This is a genomic window from Kitasatospora sp. NPDC092948, from assembly GCF_044754805.1.
Taxonomy (GTDB): Bacteria; Actinomycetota; Actinomycetes; order Streptomycetales; family Streptomycetaceae; genus Kitasatospora.
The window spans coordinates 157270-172862 of sequence record NZ_JBIVPU010000011.1 but is presented as its reverse complement, the minus strand read 5'-3'; the positions used below and the strand labels follow the sequence as shown (position 1 = coordinate 172862).

At 73.4% G+C, this 15593-nt stretch carries 14 protein-coding genes and 2 tRNA genes; 9 read left to right on the top strand and 7 right to left on the bottom strand.

Features of this window, described 5'->3' with window-relative positions; translation table 11 throughout:
- Positions 1 to 30 precede the first annotated feature (30 nt).
- Positions 31 to 780: a pyruvate formate-lyase-activating protein gene (gene pflA, locus ACIQF6_RS27630; RefSeq protein WP_400899651.1), complete on the top strand. Its 750-nt coding sequence runs from the start codon at positions 31 to 33 to the stop codon at positions 778 to 780.
- A gap of 18 nt (positions 781 to 798) precedes the next feature.
- Here the strand turns inward: pflA and ACIQF6_RS27625 are convergent, their stop codons facing one another.
- Together ACIQF6_RS27625 and ACIQF6_RS27620 are read right to left on the bottom strand one after the other, a co-directional pair.
- Complete coding sequence (locus tag ACIQF6_RS27625) at positions 799 to 2850, bottom strand: phosphocholine-specific phospholipase C (RefSeq protein WP_400899649.1); 2052 nt, start codon at positions 2848 to 2850, stop codon at positions 799 to 801.
- 200 nt (positions 2851 to 3050) lie between these two features.
- A complete protein-coding gene (locus ACIQF6_RS27620) occupies positions 3051 to 3686 on the bottom strand; it encodes a pentapeptide repeat-containing protein (protein ID WP_400899647.1) in 636 nt (211 codons plus the stop codon).
- 457 nt (positions 3687 to 4143) lie between these two features.
- Here ACIQF6_RS27620 and ACIQF6_RS27615 point away from each other — a divergent pair, with 457 nt between their 5' ends.
- The 5 genes from ACIQF6_RS27615 to ACIQF6_RS27595 all read left to right on the top strand — a co-directional run bounded on the left by ACIQF6_RS27615 (position 4144) and on the right by ACIQF6_RS27595 (position 8884).
- Complete coding sequence (locus ACIQF6_RS27615; RefSeq protein ID WP_400899645.1) at positions 4144 to 4941, top strand: hypothetical protein; 798 nt, start codon at positions 4144 to 4146, stop codon at positions 4939 to 4941.
- 79 nt (positions 4942 to 5020) lie between these two features.
- Positions 5021 to 5094: transfer RNA gene (locus ACIQF6_RS27610), tRNA-Lys, on the top strand.
- A 111-nt stretch (positions 5095 to 5205) separates the two neighbouring features.
- Positions 5206 to 5279 (top strand) — tRNA-Lys (locus ACIQF6_RS27605).
- Positions 5280 to 5571: 292 nt separating this feature from the next.
- Positions 5572 to 7842 (top strand): transglycosylase domain-containing protein, encoded by a 2271-nt coding sequence (locus ACIQF6_RS27600; RefSeq protein WP_400899643.1) that lies wholly within the window; start codon positions 5572 to 5574, stop codon positions 7840 to 7842.
- A gap of 40 nt (positions 7843 to 7882) precedes the next feature.
- The gene (locus ACIQF6_RS27595) at positions 7883 to 8884 is read left to right on the top strand and encodes an EamA family transporter (protein WP_400899641.1); all 1002 of its coding nucleotides are present in this window, start codon (positions 7883 to 7885) and stop codon (positions 8882 to 8884) included.
- A gap of 151 nt (positions 8885 to 9035) precedes the next feature.
- Here the strand turns inward: ACIQF6_RS27595 and ACIQF6_RS27590 are convergent, their stop codons facing one another.
- From ACIQF6_RS27590 to ACIQF6_RS27580, 3 genes are read right to left on the bottom strand one after another with little or no spacing between them, the layout of a single operon-like run.
- Positions 9036 to 9335, bottom strand: coding sequence for a YciI family protein (locus ACIQF6_RS27590; RefSeq protein ID WP_400899639.1), 300 nt, complete (start codon positions 9333 to 9335; stop codon positions 9036 to 9038).
- Between the two features lie 4 nt (positions 9336 to 9339).
- Positions 9340 to 10014, bottom strand: coding sequence for a response regulator (locus ACIQF6_RS27585; protein ID WP_400899637.1), 675 nt, complete (start codon positions 10012 to 10014; stop codon positions 9340 to 9342).
- Positions 10011 to 11153 carry a sensor histidine kinase gene (locus ACIQF6_RS27580; protein ID WP_400899635.1) on the bottom strand — a complete coding sequence of 381 codons (1143 nt, stop codon included), beginning with the start codon at positions 11151 to 11153 and terminating at the stop codon, positions 10011 to 10013. The genes ACIQF6_RS27585 and ACIQF6_RS27580 overlap by 4 nt, the downstream gene beginning before the upstream one ends.
- Before the next feature lie 199 nt (positions 11154 to 11352).
- Between ACIQF6_RS27580 and ACIQF6_RS27575 the strand changes: the two genes are divergently transcribed.
- Both ACIQF6_RS27575 and ACIQF6_RS27570 read left to right on the top strand, forming a co-directional pair.
- The gene (locus ACIQF6_RS27575) at positions 11353 to 12042 is read left to right on the top strand and encodes an ABC transporter ATP-binding protein (protein WP_400899633.1); all 690 of its coding nucleotides are present in this window, start codon (positions 11353 to 11355) and stop codon (positions 12040 to 12042) included.
- Complete coding sequence (locus ACIQF6_RS27570; RefSeq protein WP_400899631.1) at positions 12039 to 13091, top strand: transporter; 1053 nt, start codon at positions 12039 to 12041, stop codon at positions 13089 to 13091. The genes ACIQF6_RS27575 and ACIQF6_RS27570 overlap by 4 nt, the downstream gene beginning before the upstream one ends.
- 599 nt (positions 13092 to 13690) lie before the next feature.
- On the opposite strand, the gene lepB is transcribed toward ACIQF6_RS27570, so the two are convergent.
- Positions 13691 to 14377, bottom strand: coding sequence for a signal peptidase I (gene lepB, locus ACIQF6_RS27565; RefSeq protein ID WP_400899629.1), 687 nt, complete (start codon positions 14375 to 14377; stop codon positions 13691 to 13693).
- 86 nt (positions 14378 to 14463) lie between these two features.
- A complete protein-coding gene (locus ACIQF6_RS27560; protein ID WP_400899627.1) occupies positions 14464 to 14805 on the bottom strand; it encodes a chorismate mutase in 342 nt (113 codons plus the stop codon).
- A gap of 276 nt (positions 14806 to 15081) precedes the next feature.
- Here ACIQF6_RS27560 and ACIQF6_RS27555 point away from each other — a divergent pair, with 276 nt between their 5' ends.
- Positions 15082 to 15507: an OsmC family protein gene (locus ACIQF6_RS27555; protein ID WP_400899625.1), complete on the top strand. Its 426-nt coding sequence runs from the start codon at positions 15082 to 15084 to the stop codon at positions 15505 to 15507.
- Positions 15508 to 15593: the final 86 nt, after the last annotated feature.

The window sequence follows — 15593 nt, the reverse complement described above, 5'->3', positions numbered from 1 at the left end:
CTTCGTCGACAGGTCCCAGGAGGCGCCACCGTGACCACCGCTGTTCCGAAGGCCAGTGGCTCGGTGCACTCCTGGGACCTGTCGACCGGCGTGGACGGCCCCGGCACCCGGTTCGTGGCGTTCCTCGCCGGGTGCCCGCTGAACTGCCTGTACTGCCACAACCCCGACACCCGGCGACTGCGCAACGGCAGGCGGACGACCGCGGACGAGGTGGTCGCCGAGGCCGCCGGGTACGCCGCGTTCATCCACGCCGCCGGCGGCGGCGCCACCCTCTCCGGCGGCGAACCCCTGCTCCAGCCGCGCTTCGCCGGCGAGCTGCTGCACCGTTTCAAGCACGAGCTGGGCCTGCACACCGCGCTCGACACCTCGGGCTTCCTCGGCGCCCGGGCGAGTGACGCGCTGCTCGCCGACACCGACCTCGTCCTGCTCGACATCAAGTCCTGGGACCGCGAGCTGTACCGCCGTCTGACCGGCCGGCGGCTCGAACCCACGCTGGACTTCGCCCGCCGGCTGGCCGCCCTCGGCAAGGAGGTCCACCTGCGCTTCGTGCTGGTCCCCGGCCTCACCGACCCGCCGGAGAACGTCGCCGGGGTCGCCGCGTTCGCCGCCGGCCTCGGCAACGTCTCCCGGGTCGACGTCCTCCCCTTCCACAAGCTCGGCCGGGCCAAGTGGGACGCGCTGGGCCGCGAGTTCACCCTCGCCGACACCCCCGCCCCGACCCGGGAACAGGTGCGGGCCGCGTGCGACGCCTTCGCCGCACACGGCCTGCACGCGGTGTGACGCCTGTCCGGTCCCGCGTCAGCCGGAGATCGAGGCGGAACCGGTCTCCAGGTGGCCGGTGAAGCGCTGCGACCAACTGGCGTCGCCGCTGACCGTCACCGTGAAGTCGTACCAGCCGTTGGTGTAGGCCGCCGCGTTGAAGAAGTCACTGACGGCAGCCCCCGGGGCGACCTGGTAGGTCCACGGGCCGTCGGTGCGGTAGTTGGTCGAGGTGACGGTGAACGTCACCGCGGCGGCGCCCGCGTTGGCGAACTTGAACCAGACGGCGAGCTTGCCGGTGTCGGGGGCGGGCGCGTACGTCACGGTGACGGCGGCGTTCTTGCCGGCGGCGGTGGCGTCCCCGGTGAAGCGGCGCAGGAAGCGGTTCGGGCCGACCACCGTCAGGTCGTACTTGCCCCCGCCGTAGCCGGTGCCGCAGTTGAAGAAGTCGCTGGTCGCCGCGCCCGGGTCCACCGTGTACTGCCAGGGGCCACCGGAGCGGTAGGCGTTGGCGTAGGCCGCGAAGTGGCTGGTGGCGCTGCCCGCGTTGGACATCGCGATCCAGACCTTCGTCACCCCGGCGGAGCCGAACTCCAGGTGGTCCAGGTTCGCCACCGGCTGGTACGGCAGCGCACGCGCCGGACGGGTGCCGGCCTCCTGCGCGGGCAGCTGGTTGTTGACCGGGGCCGGGTTGGGCAGCGGGCCGCAGGCGGCCAGGCCGATGGTCGCCGAGGTGTCGGGCAGCGCGGGCATCCCGTACACCGGGTTGGCGAAGTCGAACAGGCCGGTCAGGTCGCCGCACACCCGGCGCCGCCAGTCCGAGATGTTCACGCAGGTCGCGGGCCTGCCCTGGGCGGCCGTCCACTTCTCCAGGAAGCGCAGCACCGAGGTGTGGTCGAACGTCTCCGAGGACACCCAGCCGCCGCGGCTCCACGGCGAGATCGCGAGCATCGGGACGCGGAACCCCAGACCGATGTTGACGCCGCTGTAGAACTCCCCGGCGGTGCCGGCCGGCGCGGCCGGCGGCGGGACGTGGTCGAAGAAGCCGTCGTTCTCGTCGTAATTGACGAACAGGATCGAGGAGTTGAAGACGTTCGGGTCGGCGTTCAGCGCGTCGATCACGTTGTGCACGAAGTGCGCGCCGTCGGTGGGCGTGGCGTACGGGTGCTCCGAGGAGGCCTGGTCGGGCACGATCCACGACACCTGCGGCAGGGTGCCCGCCAGCACGTCCGCCTTGATCGCCGCCACGATGTCGTCCGGGGTCCTGTTGGTGACCTTCGGGACGGAGCCCATGCCCTTCACCGCGAGGGCGCTGCCCGCCGGGGCCGAGGAGAACTGGCTGAAGTACGCCAAGGCGTTGTCGCCGTAGTTGTCCGCCGCGTTCTGGTAGACCTTCCAGCTCACCCCCGCGTTCTCCAGCGCCTCCGCGTACGTCTGCCAGCGCAGCCCCGACTCGTCGCCGCCGTCGTACGCCGGGCCGCCCGCCGCGCCGGACGGGTCGATCTGGCCGGACCAGTGGTAAGTGCGGTTCGGGCCGGTCGCGCTCAGCACCGAGCAGTGGTAGGCGTCGCAGACCGTCCAGTTGTCGGCCAGCGCGAAGTGGAACGGGATGTCCGCCCTGGTCAGGTACCCGAGCGTGCGGACGGTGCCCTTGGCGGACACCCAGGAGTCCAGCTTGCCGCCGTTCCACGCGTTGTGCTGATCGGCCCAGGCATGACTCAGGTCCCCATTGCACTGCGCCAGCCGCGCCGGGTCCGCACCGCCGGCCGGCTTGGTGGCGCTGAACTGCCACGGGTACTGGCGGCCCAGCAGGTTCGGCTGGTTGAACACGCTGTAGCCGCCGGATATCTGGATCGCCGAGCGGTCCGCGAAGCCGCGCACGCCCTTGAGCGTGCCGAAGTAGTGGTCGAAGCTCCGGTTCTCCTGCATCAGGATCACGATGTGCTTGGCGTCGGTGATCGTCCCCGTGGTCCCCGCCGGCGCCGCGACCGCCGGAGCCGCCCCGCCCCCGACCACCGACCCGGCGACCGCCGCACCGGCCGCCGCGCTCGCCGACAGTGCCATGAACTTCCTACGACTCAGCTCTGCCACTCTGACCCGCCCGCCCTTCGGCTGCTGATGATGTTGTTCAGACACCTCGCGCCCGAACGCCGAGCATCCTCACGCAACCGGGGCGGCATGGCCATGACTTGCACCGAACGTTCGTCGTACGGACCACCAGATGAACGACGGGTGCGACGCCCACCGGGGGCACGCCGCACCGGGCGGGCAGAACCCGGCCGACACCCCCGTCAGCCCTTCACGGTGATCCCCAACGCCTGAGCGAACTGCGGTGCCAGGTCCAGCAGTTGGCCCGTCGAGATGATCGCCCCCCGCAGCCCCAGGTGCCCGTCCGGCAGGGACAGGCTCGCGGCCCGGCGCAGGTCCACCTGCTTGAGCGTCGCGCCGCGCAGCCGCACGTCGTCCAGCGTGGAGCCGGGGAACGTCACGTCGGTGAGCTTGGCGTCGGCAAGGTCGACGTCGCGCAGCAGGCAGTCCTCGAAGACCACGTCGCGCAGCGTCGCCCCGCGCAGGTTGACCGCCTCCAGCTTGCACCCGCGGAAGACCGTGCGGCGGATCGCCGAGCTGTACGCGGAGATGCCGGCCAGCACTGTGGAGTCGATCTCGGCGTCCTGCCACTCGCTCTCGGCGAGGTCGACGCCGACCAGTCGCCCGCCGTGCAGCCACACCTCGTTGAAGCCGGCCCGCCGCAGCTTCGCGTCCTCCGCGCGGACGCCGGTGAACGCGCACTCCAGGAAGGTCGCGCCGCCGAGCTGCCCGGTCAGGTCGAGGTCGTCGAAGTGGACGGTGTCGTAGCGGACGTCGGCCCGCAGCGGCCCGGTGTGGCGTTGCAGCAGGTGGGCGTAGGGGAGGTCTTCCAGGCGCACGGGGTTCGTCAGCTCCGTTTCACGATCGGCGGTCTCGGCGGGTGCCACCCCCCAGCGTCGCAGCCGGCACCGACAGTACGGCCGGCTGCGCGGCGGCGCATGCAGCGCACGGGTGAAACGATTGACCGGGTTCCGACCGCTTTTGACTTCCCGTCAGGCGAAGTTGACGCCGCAGTGCGCGATCCGGGTGACAGGTGGGGCCGTCCGGGGCGTGTGGTGCGCAGCTTGTCCCGTCCGCCCCGTTTGGCCCGATAGATTCCTCTGCGGATGGACGGGCGAAGGCCGCTTCACGGGCAACGCGGAAGGTCAAGGAGGAAGGCGCGGACACTGGGGGCGGACCTTGCCACTGCGCCCCCGCGTCCGCCCGCCGGCACTCCTCGCGATCACCGCGCTGTCCGGCGGCGCCTGACGGCCGGCCGGACCATCCCCGTTCGCCGGGCCCGGTGGCCTGCCGGCGGTGTCCGTGCAGGTGTCCACCGAGGTCAGCGAGGTCGTCGTGAACTGGGTCGATGGGGCCATCCTGGTCGGCATGCTGGTGAGCACCGCCGCCTGCATGCTGCTGGTGCAGCGCTACGCCTCCGTCCCCGCCCGGGTGAACTGCAACGACGTGGCGGGCTTCATCTTCGCCGCGGTCGGCGCGTTCTACGCGGTGCTGGTGGCGTTCGTGGTGATCGTGGTGTGGGAGAACACCTCGACCGCGCGGGCGACCACCTTCGACGAGGCGGACTCGCTCGCCGGGGTCTACTGGATGTCCCGCCAGATGCCGCTGCCGCAGGGCGCCCAGCTGGAAGGGCTGACGCTCAGCTACGCGCACGCGGTGGTGAACACCGAGTGGCAGGAGATGGCCGGACACCGGAGCGACCCGGGGGCGACCGAGCTGATGTACCAGATCCGCGACAACGCGCTGTCCTTCAACCCGAACGGCGACCAGCAGTCGGCGATCTACCAGAACCTGATCGGCCACGTGGACGGCCTGGCCAGCAAGCGCCGCGCCCGGCTGAACCTGATCCAGGACTGCGTGCCGCCGCTGCTGTGGGTGGCGCTGATCGTCGGCGCGGTGGTCACCATCGCCTTCACCTTCCTGTTCGGGCTGTCCAACACCTGGGCGCACCTGGCGATGGTGCTGTCGCTGGCCGGGCTGATCGCGCTGTCGCTGATCGCGATCAAGGAGATGAACTACCCGTTCGTCGGGCCGAACAAGGTGAAGTCGACCGCCTTCGACGTGTTCCTGGCCCGGCTCCCACCCCCGCGCTGAGCGCGCGGCACGCTGCGTGGCGAAACCGTCACGATTCGGTGGAACCGCACCGGACGTGTAATGTTCTCCAGGTCAGCAGGCGCCGCTAGCTCAGTTGGTTAGAGCAGCTGACTCTTAATCAGCGGGTCCGGGGTTCGAGTCCCTGGCGGCGCACAGACAACCGAAGGCCCCTCGCGGAAGCGGGGGGCCTTCGGCGTTCCTCCGACCCCGGAAACCCGGTTTCACCGCAGGTCGGGAACCGTGTAATGTTCTCTCCGTCAGCAAGCGCCGCTAGCTCAGTTGGTTAGAGCAGCTGACTCTTAATCAGCGGGTCCGGGGTTCGAGTCCCTGGCGGCGCACAGACAGCCGAAGGCCCCTCGCGAGAGCGAGGGGCCTTCGGCGTTCCGGCGTTCCGGCGCTCAGCCGTTGCGGCGCGGCACGACTCGATCGTGCGAGCGGGCCGACCATGTCCCCGTCCGGGGCCCACTCGTTGATGAGACGAAGGACACGCAACTAAGCGGGATTTAAAGATCGTCTTAGGAGAAATAGGACATAGGTCCCTAACATCTGACAAGTCGATCGATCAAGCTGGCGAGGTTCATGCCATCGCCCGAGCGAGCAGCCCGTCCGGGGCCTGCGGGAAGGTCTCCGTTGCCTCGAAAGCCCCGTGAACGCACCCCACGAACCGGCTGGCGCCGGCTGATACCCACGTGGAAGACCACGCTGATCGGCCTGGCCGCCTCGATGCTGCTGGGCGTCGGCCTGTTCGCCCTGGGCGTCGCCCTGGTCAAGGTGCCGGACGCGCACGCCGCGGCCACCGCCCAGTCCAACACCTGGCTGTACTCGGACGGCACGCTGCTGGCCCGCACCGGGCAGACCAACCGGCAGAACGTCGGGCTGGACAAGGTCTCCCAGGACGCGCAGCACGCCGCGCTGGCCGCCGAGGACCGCAACTTCTACTCGGAGGGCGCGGTCAACTTCAAGGGCATGGCCCGCGCCGCCTTCAACACCGCCTCCGGCGGCGCCACCCAGGGCGGCTCGACGATCACCCAGCAGTACGTGAAGAACGCGTACCTGAACCAGAAGCAGACCGTCAGCCGCAAGGTGAAGGAAGTCTTCATCGCGTTCAAGGTCGACGCCACCCAGAGCAAGGACGAGATCCTCTCCTCCTACCTGAACACCTCGTACTACGGGCGCGGCGCGTACGGCATCCAGGCCGCCGCGCAGGCCTACTTCGGGGTGGACGCCAGCCAGTTGAACGCCGCCCAGGGCGCGTACCTGGCGACCCTGCTGAACGCGCCCAGCGCCTTCGACGTGTCCTCGGCGACCGAGGCCGGCAAGGAGAAGGCGGTGGCGCGCTGGAACTACGTGCTCGACGGCATGGTGTCGAAGAACTGGCTGGGCGCCGACGAGCGCAAGCAGCTGGCCTTCCCGGACGTGCAGGCGCCGAAGTCCGCGCCGGGCCTGTCCGGGCAGGCGGGCTACCTGGTGGCCGCCGCCACCTCGTACCTGACCGACAACCACATCGTCAGTGACGCCCAGCTCGCCCAGGGCGGCTACACCATCACGCTGACCGTGGACTCCAAGAAGCAGCAGCAGCTTCAGGACGCGGTGCAGACCCAGCTGACCGACAACCTGAAGCCGGACACCCGCAAGGCCGACGCGGCCGCGCAGGCCGGCGCGGTGTCGGTCGACCCGAAGACCGGCCAGGTGCTGGCGCTGTACGGCGGCACCGACGCCACCAAGCACTGGATCGACAACGCCACCCGCACCGACTACCAGGCCGGCTCCACCTTCAAGGCGATCGCCCTGGCCGCCGCCCTGGACTCCGGGGCGCGCACCCAGAACGGCGACCGGATCAGCGCCGACACCGTGTACGACGGCACCAACCGGCGGCCGGTGCGCGGCGCCAAGGGCGTGCCCTACGCGCCGCCGAACGAGGGCGAGCGCTCGTACGGTCAGATAAGCCTCCAGCAGGCCACCGACTGGTCGGTGAACTCGGTGTTCGCGCAGCTCGCCCAGGACACCGGGCTGGAGAAGGTCCGCTCCACCGCGGTGGCGCTCGGCCTGCCGGCCGACACCCCGGGCCTGAAGGCCGTCCCGTCGATCCCGCTGGGCTCGTCCACCCCGAGCGCGCTGGAACTCGCCGGGGTGTACGCCGCGCTGGACAACGACGGCCAGCAGATCACCCCGTGGCTGGTGAAGTCGCTGGACTCCGGCGGCGAGCAGGTCGCGCTGCCCGAGCACAAGGCCACCCAGGCGATCTCCAAGAACGCCGCCCGCGCCACCACCTCGATCCTCCAGGGCGTCATCGACGACCAGGGCGGCACCGGCTACCGCGCCGCCTCGCTGAACCGCCCGGCGGCCGGCAAGACCGGCACCACCGACGACTCCAAGTCGGTCTGGTTCGCCGGCTACACGCCCGAACTGGTCACCGTGGTCGGCCTGTTCGGCCAGGACCCGGCCACCGGCAAGCAGGTCACGCTGGACGGCGTCGGCGGCTCGGGCAGCGCGGCGGGCGGCAAGTTCCCGGCGCAGATCTGGACGACCTACATGAAGTCGGCGCTGTCCGGCCAGCCGGTCAGCTCCTTCCCCGGCACGGTCCGCACGCCGTCCACCACCGTCCCGTCCACGCCGTCCGAGCCCGCCTCGCCGACCCAGAGCCCGTCCGCGACGGACGGCGCGACCTCCGCGCCGTCCCCGTCGGCCGACGACGGCAGCGGCGCCGGCCGGCCCAGCTCGCGGCCCACCGACGGCGGCGGCAGCGGTGGCACCGGCGGCGGCAACGGCGGGCAGCCCCAGCCCAGCCGCACCCCGTCCGCCAAGCCCAGCGGGGGTGCCACCAGCACGCCGACGCCGACCCCGACGGCGGGAACCGGCGGCGGCGGGCTGCTCGGCACCCAGGACCAAACCGCGGGATAGCGCCTTACGACAGAGGGGTCCGGGCTGGCACAATGCGGCGATGCACAGCAGCTCGGACCCCTCCGCCATGTCGCTCGACCCGCACACGGCGCCCGATCTCCACCGGCCGGACCCCCGCCCCTCCCCCGCCCCGGCCCGCCGCGCCGCCAAGCTGGGCCTGGCGCTGGCACTGGTCTCCGCGGTCGCCTTCGGCGGGTCCGGGACGGCGGCGAAACCCCTGATCGAGGCCGGGCTCTCCCCCACCCACACGGTGTGGCTGCGAGTGGCCGGCGCGGCGCTGGTGCTGCTGCCGATCGCCTGGAAGCACCGCGACGCGGTGCTCCGCCGGCCCGGACTGCTGATCGGCTTCGGCCTGCTCGCCGTCGCCGGCGTGCAGGCCTGCTACTTCGCGGCGATCTCCCGCATCCCGGTCGGCGTGGCGCTGCTGATCGAATACCTGGGCCCGCCACTGCTGCTCGCCTGGGTCCGCCTGGTGCAGCGGCGCCCCGTCTCCCGCCGCGCGACGGCCGGCGCGGGCGTCGCGGTGGCCGGCCTGGCCTGCGTCGTCGAGGTCTGGCACGGCCTGTCCTTCGACCCGCTCGGCGTCCTGTTCGCCCTCGGCGCGGCCTGCTGCCAGGTCGGCTACTTCGTCCTCGCCGACGCCGGCCGGGAGGGCGAACGCCCCGTCGACCCGATGGCGGTCTCCGCGTACGGCCTGCTGATCGGCGCGATCCTGCTCACCGCCTTCACCCGCCCCTGGGACGCCGACTGGTCACTCCTGGCCCACTCGGTCACCATGAACGGCCACCACCTGCCGGCCCTGGTCCCCGCCCTGTGGATGGTCCTGGTCGCCACCGTCCTCGCCTACCTCACCGGCGTCGCCTCGGTCCAGTACCTCTCCCCGCCCGTCGCCGGCGTCGTCGCCAACCTCGAAGCCGTGGTCGCCACCGTCCTCGCCTGGATCCTCCTCGGCGAACACCTCGGCACCGCCCAACTCGCCGGCGGCGCCCTCGTCCTGGCCGGCGCCTTCGCCGCCCAGTCGGCCTCCGCCGGCAAGCGCTGAGCCCTCCGGGCCGGGAGGCCCCGGCGGCCACCGGCCCGCCGACAGTCCGGGCGGCCCGCTCCGAGGCGGTGCCTGCGGGCTGCCGGAATCGCCGCTCCCCCAGCTGCTCCCCGCTACCCGTGCGGCCTGCCGAGGGCGGTCCCGTCTCCCGTCAGGACGGCAGGGTCTGCCGGTGCGGGGCGAGTTCGGGGCCGGTGGTGGTGGGGACGAACTCGGTGATGCGGTACTCGGTGGCGCCGGCCCGGACGAACGGGTCGGTGGCGGCCAGGGCCTCGACGGCGGCCCGGCTCTCGGCGACGGCGACGATGACGCCGCCGTCCCGCGGGACCTTGCGGCCGGAGGCGAGGAAGGCGCCGCTCGCGTAGTGCTGCTCCAGCCAGGCAACGTGGGCGGGCAGCAGCGCGTCGATGCGCTCCAGCGGGGCGGTGTAGGTCAGTTCGAGGATGAACACGCGATCATCGTACGACCTGCGGCCCGCCGGGCCGGATCAGGCCGGACTCGTAGGCGGCGATGACCAGTTGGGCCCGGTCGCGGGCGACGAGCTTCTGCAGCAGCCGGCCGATGTGGGTCTTCACGGTGGAGAGGCTGACGTGCAGGTGCGCGGCGATCTCCTCGTTGGACAGGCCGAGTCCGACCAGCGTCAGCACCTCCCGTTCGCGCTCGGTGGTGCCGTCGAGCGCCGCGCGGACGGTCGCGGGCTCGGGGCGGCGGGTGTACTCCTCGATCAGTCGGCGCGTCACCCGGGGCGCCAGCAGCGCCTGCCCGGCCGCCACCACCCGTACTGCCTCCAGGAGTTCGGCCGGGCGGGTGTCCTTGAGCAGGAACCCGGCCGCGCCCGCGCGCAGCGCCGCGAACGCGTAGTCGTCCAGGTCGAAGGTGGTCAGCACCAGGACCCGGAGGTCGGCCAGCGCCGGGTCCGCGGCGAGTTCGCGAGTCGCCCCGATGCCGTCCAGCCGGGGCATCCGGATGTCCATCAGCACCACGTCCGGCCGCTCGCGCCGGGCGAGTTCGACCGCCTCGATGCCGTCCGCGGCCTCGCCGACCGCCGTCAGGTCGGGGGCCGAGTCGATCAGCAGCCGGAAGCTGCCGCGCACCAGCGCCTGGTCGTCGGCGACCAGCACCCGGATCACCGGGCCACCGCCAGGGGGAGGACCGCCGAGACCTCGAAGCCGCGCCCGGCCGGCCGGCGGCCGGCCCGGAACTCCCCGCCGTGCACGGCGACCCGCTCCCGCATCCCCGCCAGCCCGTGGCCGCCGCCCCCGCCCGGACCGCCGCCGCGGCCCTCGTCCGAGACGGTCAGCGCCAGCGCGTCCGCCCGGTAGTCGAGCAGCACCCGGCAGCGGTCGGTGCCCGCGTGCCGCACCACGTTGGTCACCGCCTCCTGCACCACCCGGTAGCCGGCGAGCTCCAGGCCGGGCGGCAACTCCCGTCGCTCGCCGAGAAGTTCGAGCTCCACCCGGACTCCGGCGGCGGCCGCCCGGCGGATCACCTCGTCCAGTTCGGACAGTCTCGGCGCGGGCAGCCGGTCGCCGTCCGCGCCGGTTCGCAGCACGCCCAGCAGCGCCCGCATCTCGTCCAGTGCGGTGCGGCTGGTCTCCTCGATCGACGCCAGCGCGCGGCGCGCCTGCTCCGGCTGCCGGTCCGCGATGTGGTTGGCGACGCCGGCCTGGACCGCGATCACGCCGAGGCTGTGCGCGACCACGTCGTGCAGTTCACGGGCGATCAGCAGATGCTCCTCGCGCAGCCGGGACCGCTCGCTCTCGGCCCGGCGGCGGCGGCGCTGGTCCGCCGCGTACCCGGCCGTCCAACCGGTGACCAGGATCAGTACGGGCGTCAACGACGCGGCGGGGCCGCCGAGTTCGGGCCGCGCCCAGGGCCAGTGCAGGACGCCCGATCGGCACGCCGCGGCCACCGCCACGGCGGCGACGGGCAGGGCGACGGCGGCCCGGCCCGGCAGCACCCGCGGGACGGGGTACAGCACCACGGCGACGGCCGCCCACGGCGCGGGCGAGGCCGCCGTCCCCGCGCTCAGCGCCGCCAGCGCGAGCACGGCCGACACCACGGCGACCGGACGGCGGCGGGCGAGCGGCGCGGCGAGCGCCGCCACCGCGACCATCGCCCAGTCCGCAGGGCGCGGGCCCGGCGCGAGGCCGGGCCGGTCCCACGCCGTCGGCACCGCGAGCCCGGTCAGCACGGCGGCCGTGACGGCGGCCGTGACGACGCCCGGAACGGCCCGCAGCCAGGCGGCGGGCGGTCGGTGCAGATCCATGGGCGCCACGTTAACCGCCGCCGACGGCACGGCGGATCGGACCGTGGGACGACAGCGCCCGTCGTCCCCGGGTGCGACGGCAGCCCGCGCGACGGCCCGCAGCCCGCCCCCGGTACCGCCGTGATTCCCGGCCCGGGGCACGACGCGGTGCGGGCCCGACGACAGCGAGGGTGTGCGGGTCCGAACCGAGGAGGGACTTGTGATCGAGACTCGTGGTCTGGGGCGCCGCTACCGCGGCGGCTGGGCGTTGCGGGGGTGCACGCTGGAGGTGCCGGCCGGGCGGACGGTGGGGCTGGTCGGGCCGAACGGGGCGGGCAAGAGCACGCTGTTGCAGTTGGCGGTGGGTCTGCTGGGCCCGAGCGAGGGCGAGTTGCGGGTGCTGGGCGGCCCGCCGGCCGCGCGGCTGGCCCGGATCGGGTTCGTCGGCCAGGACGCCCCGGTGCACCGGTCGTTGACGGTGGCCGAGCACCTGACGCTCGGCGCCCGGCTGAACCGCCACTGGGACCGCGCGGGGGCGCAGCGCCGGATCGAGGAGCTGGGGCTGGATCCGGGGCGGCGCGCGGGTCGCCTGTCGGGCGGGCAGCGGGCCCAGCTCGCGTTGACGCTGGCGCTGGCCAAGCGGCCGGAGCTGCTGGTGCTGGACGAGCCGGTGGCGGCGCTGGACCCGCTGGCCCGGCGGGAGTTCCTGGACGGCCTGGCGCGGGCCCGCGCCGACCGCGGGGCGACGGTGCTGCTCTCCTCGCACCTGGTCTCCGACCTGTCGCGGGACTGCGACCACCTGATCGTGCTCGGCCGCGGCCGGGTGCGGGCGGCAGGCCCGCTGGCGGACCTGCTGGCCGGCCGCGACCTGGAGGAGTACGTGCTGGAGCAGTTGGAGGAGGCGCGATGAGCTGGCTGACGTGGCGCCAGTACCGGGCGCAGGCGTGGGTGGCGCTGGCCGTGCTGGCCGCCGTCTGCGCCGTCCTGCTCCCGACCGGCCGCCGACTGGCGGACCTGTACGACTCCAGCGGGCTGCCCGGCTGCGCCCGCACGGGGGTGGGCTGCGCGCAGGCCCGGTCGGCGTTCGCCGCGGCGGTGCGCGCCGATGCCGCCGTCACCTCGCTGTTCTACCTGGCGGTGGTGCTGCTGCTGGTGCTGCCCGTACTGCTCGGCATGTTCGCGGGGGTGCCGCTGGTGGCCCGCGAGCTGGAGTCGGGTTCGTTCCGGCTGACGTGGACGCAGGGCGTCACCCGGACCAGGTGGCTGGCCGTCCGGCTGGGCCTGGTCGGCGGCGCGGTGCTGGTGCTGTCCGGGCTACTGACGCTCGTGGTGAGCCGGTGGGCGGCGCCGCTGGACCGGGCGGCGGGGCTGCCCGGCGGGGACGGCGAGTCCGCGCTGCCGGGCCGGTTCGGTCCGCTGGTGTTCGCCGCGCACGGGCTCGCGCCGGTCGGGTGGGCCCTGTTCGGCTTCGTGGCAGGGGTGGCGGCCGGTCTGCTGGTACGCCGTCAGGTCGCGGCGATGGCGCTGGTGCTGGCGGTCGTGGCGGCGGTGCAGGTGCTGGTGCCACTGGTGGTGCGGGCGCATCTGGCGGCGCCGGTGCGGGCGGAGAGCGCGGTGGTGCTGGCGCCGGACCGGCCCGGGGTGATCCGGATCGAGGGCGGGCGGCTGTTCGTCTCCACTCCGGTGGCGGCGCCCGGCGCGTGGGTGGTGTCGGTGCGGACGCTGAACGCCGACGGCCGGCCGTTCACCGCGGCCGCCCCCGAGGTGTGCGGCCCGGACGGTTCGCCACAGCGGTGCCGGGACGCGATCGACGCGATGCACCTGTCACAGCGCGCCGAGTACCAGCCCGCCGAACGCTACTGGGCATTCCAGTGGACGGAGGCCGGAGGGCTGGCGCTGCTCTCGACGGCCGTCGCGGCAGGCTGCGCCATCCGACTGCGGCACAACGCGACGGCCTGACAGCCGGTCGACGGGCACTCGGCGACCAGCCCGCGACCGGCCCGACCGAACCCGCGTTCGGGGGCACCGGCGCCGCTCCCGGCGGCCTTCGCAGCGGGCCGCACCGTCGGACTGCGACGCGACGCGGCGACCCGACGGGCACTCGGCGACCAGTCGGCGACCAGTCGGCGACCGGCCCGGCCGAACCGGGCTCGGGGACACCGGCGCTGCTCCCGACGGCCGTCGCGGGCGGCCCGACGGGCAAACTCGGCGGCCGGCCCGGCCGAACCGCGCTCGGGGCACCGGCACCGCTCCCGGCGGCCTTCGCAGCGGGCCGCGCCGTCCGACTGCGACACGAGGGCCTGACGGGCACTCAATGACCGTCCGGCAGGCGACCTGCACTCCGTCAACGCCCGCCCAGTGGCCCGAACGGCCTCTCGGCGCCCGCTCCGCGACCGGCCCGGCCGAACCCGCGTTCGGGGCACCGGCGCTACTCCCGACGGCCTTCGCAGCGGGCGGCCCACCGTCCGAGGCCCTGACGGGCACTCAATGACCGTCCGGCAGGCGACCTGCACCCTGTCGACGCCCGCCCAGTGGCCCGGCGGGCGCTCGACGTCCGCTCAGCGGCCGGTCCAGCCGAACCAGGTGAGGTGGCCGAGGGGCCAGACCACGGCGGCGGTCGGGCCGACGATGTCGGCGACGGGGACGGCGCCGCCGCCGGGCTGGTCGCGGTGGTAGCGGGAGTCGGCGGAGTCGCTGCGGTGGTCGCCCTCGACCCAGACGTGGTCGGCGGGGACGGTGACGGGGCCGAAGTCCAGGCCGGCGCAGGAGTCGTCGCCGGGGTGCAGGTAGGGCTCGGAGACGGGCTGGCCGTCGACGGTGAGGGTGGTGCCGCGGCAGGCGACGGTCTGGCCGCCGGTGGCGATGACCCGCTTGACCAGGTAGTCGTCGCCGGGCGGCAGCAGGCCGATCGCGCTGAGGCCGGAGTGGATCGCGCCGGTGAGGGCGTTGCTGTCCTTGGGGGTCGGCGGCAGCCAGCCGCCCGGGTCCTTGAACACCACGGGCTCGCCCGGTTCGGGCTTCCAACCGGTGAGCGGGGCGAGCTTGTTGACCGCGACCCGGTCGCCGACCTGCAGGGTGTTCTCCATCGAGCCGGACGGGATGGAGAACATCTGGAACAGGCAGGACTTGATCACCACCGCGATCACCAGGCCGACGGCGATCATCACGGGCAGTTCCACGTACCAGGGCCGGCGCCTGCGCCAGCCCTGCACCTGCGTGGTCTCCTCGGTCACCGCAACCGACACCGACACCGCCTCCTCCGAAGAACAGCACGCTAACCCGCCCGCCGGACGGGGCGAAATCCGGCCCTTACGCGGACCGGACGGGGCGGTCAGTTCGCGGGGCGGGCGCTGTCGCCGGCGATCGCCTCGTGATGCCTGATCACCTCGGCGATGATGAAGTTGAGGAATTTCTCGGCGAACACCGGGTCCAGGTGGGCGCTGACGGCCAGTTCGCGCAGCCGGGCGATCTGCCGGCGCTCGCGCTCCGGGTCGGCCGGCGGCAGCCGGTGCTCGGCCTTGAGCCGGCCGACCTGCTGGGTGGCCTTGAAGCGCTCGGCGAGCATGTGGACGACGGCGGCGTCGATGTTGTCGATCGACTCGCGCAGGCGGGTCAGCTCGGCCCGCACGGCCGGGTCGATCTCCGCCGGGGCGGGGGTGGGCTGGTCCGTCATGGGCGTGGCTCCGATGCGGGTTCGGGTGGGCGCCCGGCGCGGCGGGGTGCGGCGGGCGGGCCGGGCGCGGGCGAACGGCCAATCTAACAGGGCAAACACGCCGCTTTGGCCCCGATCGGCGGCGCGTTCCGGGATGTGGGACGACCGTCGGACGGATCGCGCGCTGATCCGACGGGAACGGCCGGACAGGCCATAGGCTGGGCGGGCCGCGGCCGCAAGTGCGGTCGTGGGTGGAGCAGTTCGACCGGCAGTTCCCCTTACAGGAGGTATCTGATCGTGGCAACGACCCGCACCGCGCACACCGAGTGGGAGGGCAACCTGCTCGACGGCAAGGGCCTGGTGACCCTCGACTCCTCCGGCATCGGCCAGTACCCGGTGTCCTGGCCGTCCCGGGCCGAGGCCGCGAACGGGAAGACCAGCCCGGAGGAGCTGATCGCGGCCGCGCACTCGGCGTGCTTCTCGATGGCGCTGTCGCACGGCCTGTCCGGCGCCGGCACCCCGCCGGCCAAGCTGGAGACCAAGGCGGACGTGACGTTCCAGCCGGGCACCGGCATCACCGGCATCCACCTGACCGTGGTCGGCACCGTCCCGGGTCTGGACGAGGCGGGTTTCGTGAAGGCCGCCGAGGACGCGAAGGCGAACTGCCCGGTGAGCCAGGCGCTGGCCGGCACCACCATCACGCTCTCCGCGTCGCTGGCCTGACCTGCCTTCACTCGTCGCGCCATTACGGCGTGTGAGCGCGAGCGTACGCCCCCGGCGTGCACCGAACCCGGTGTGCGCCGGGGCTC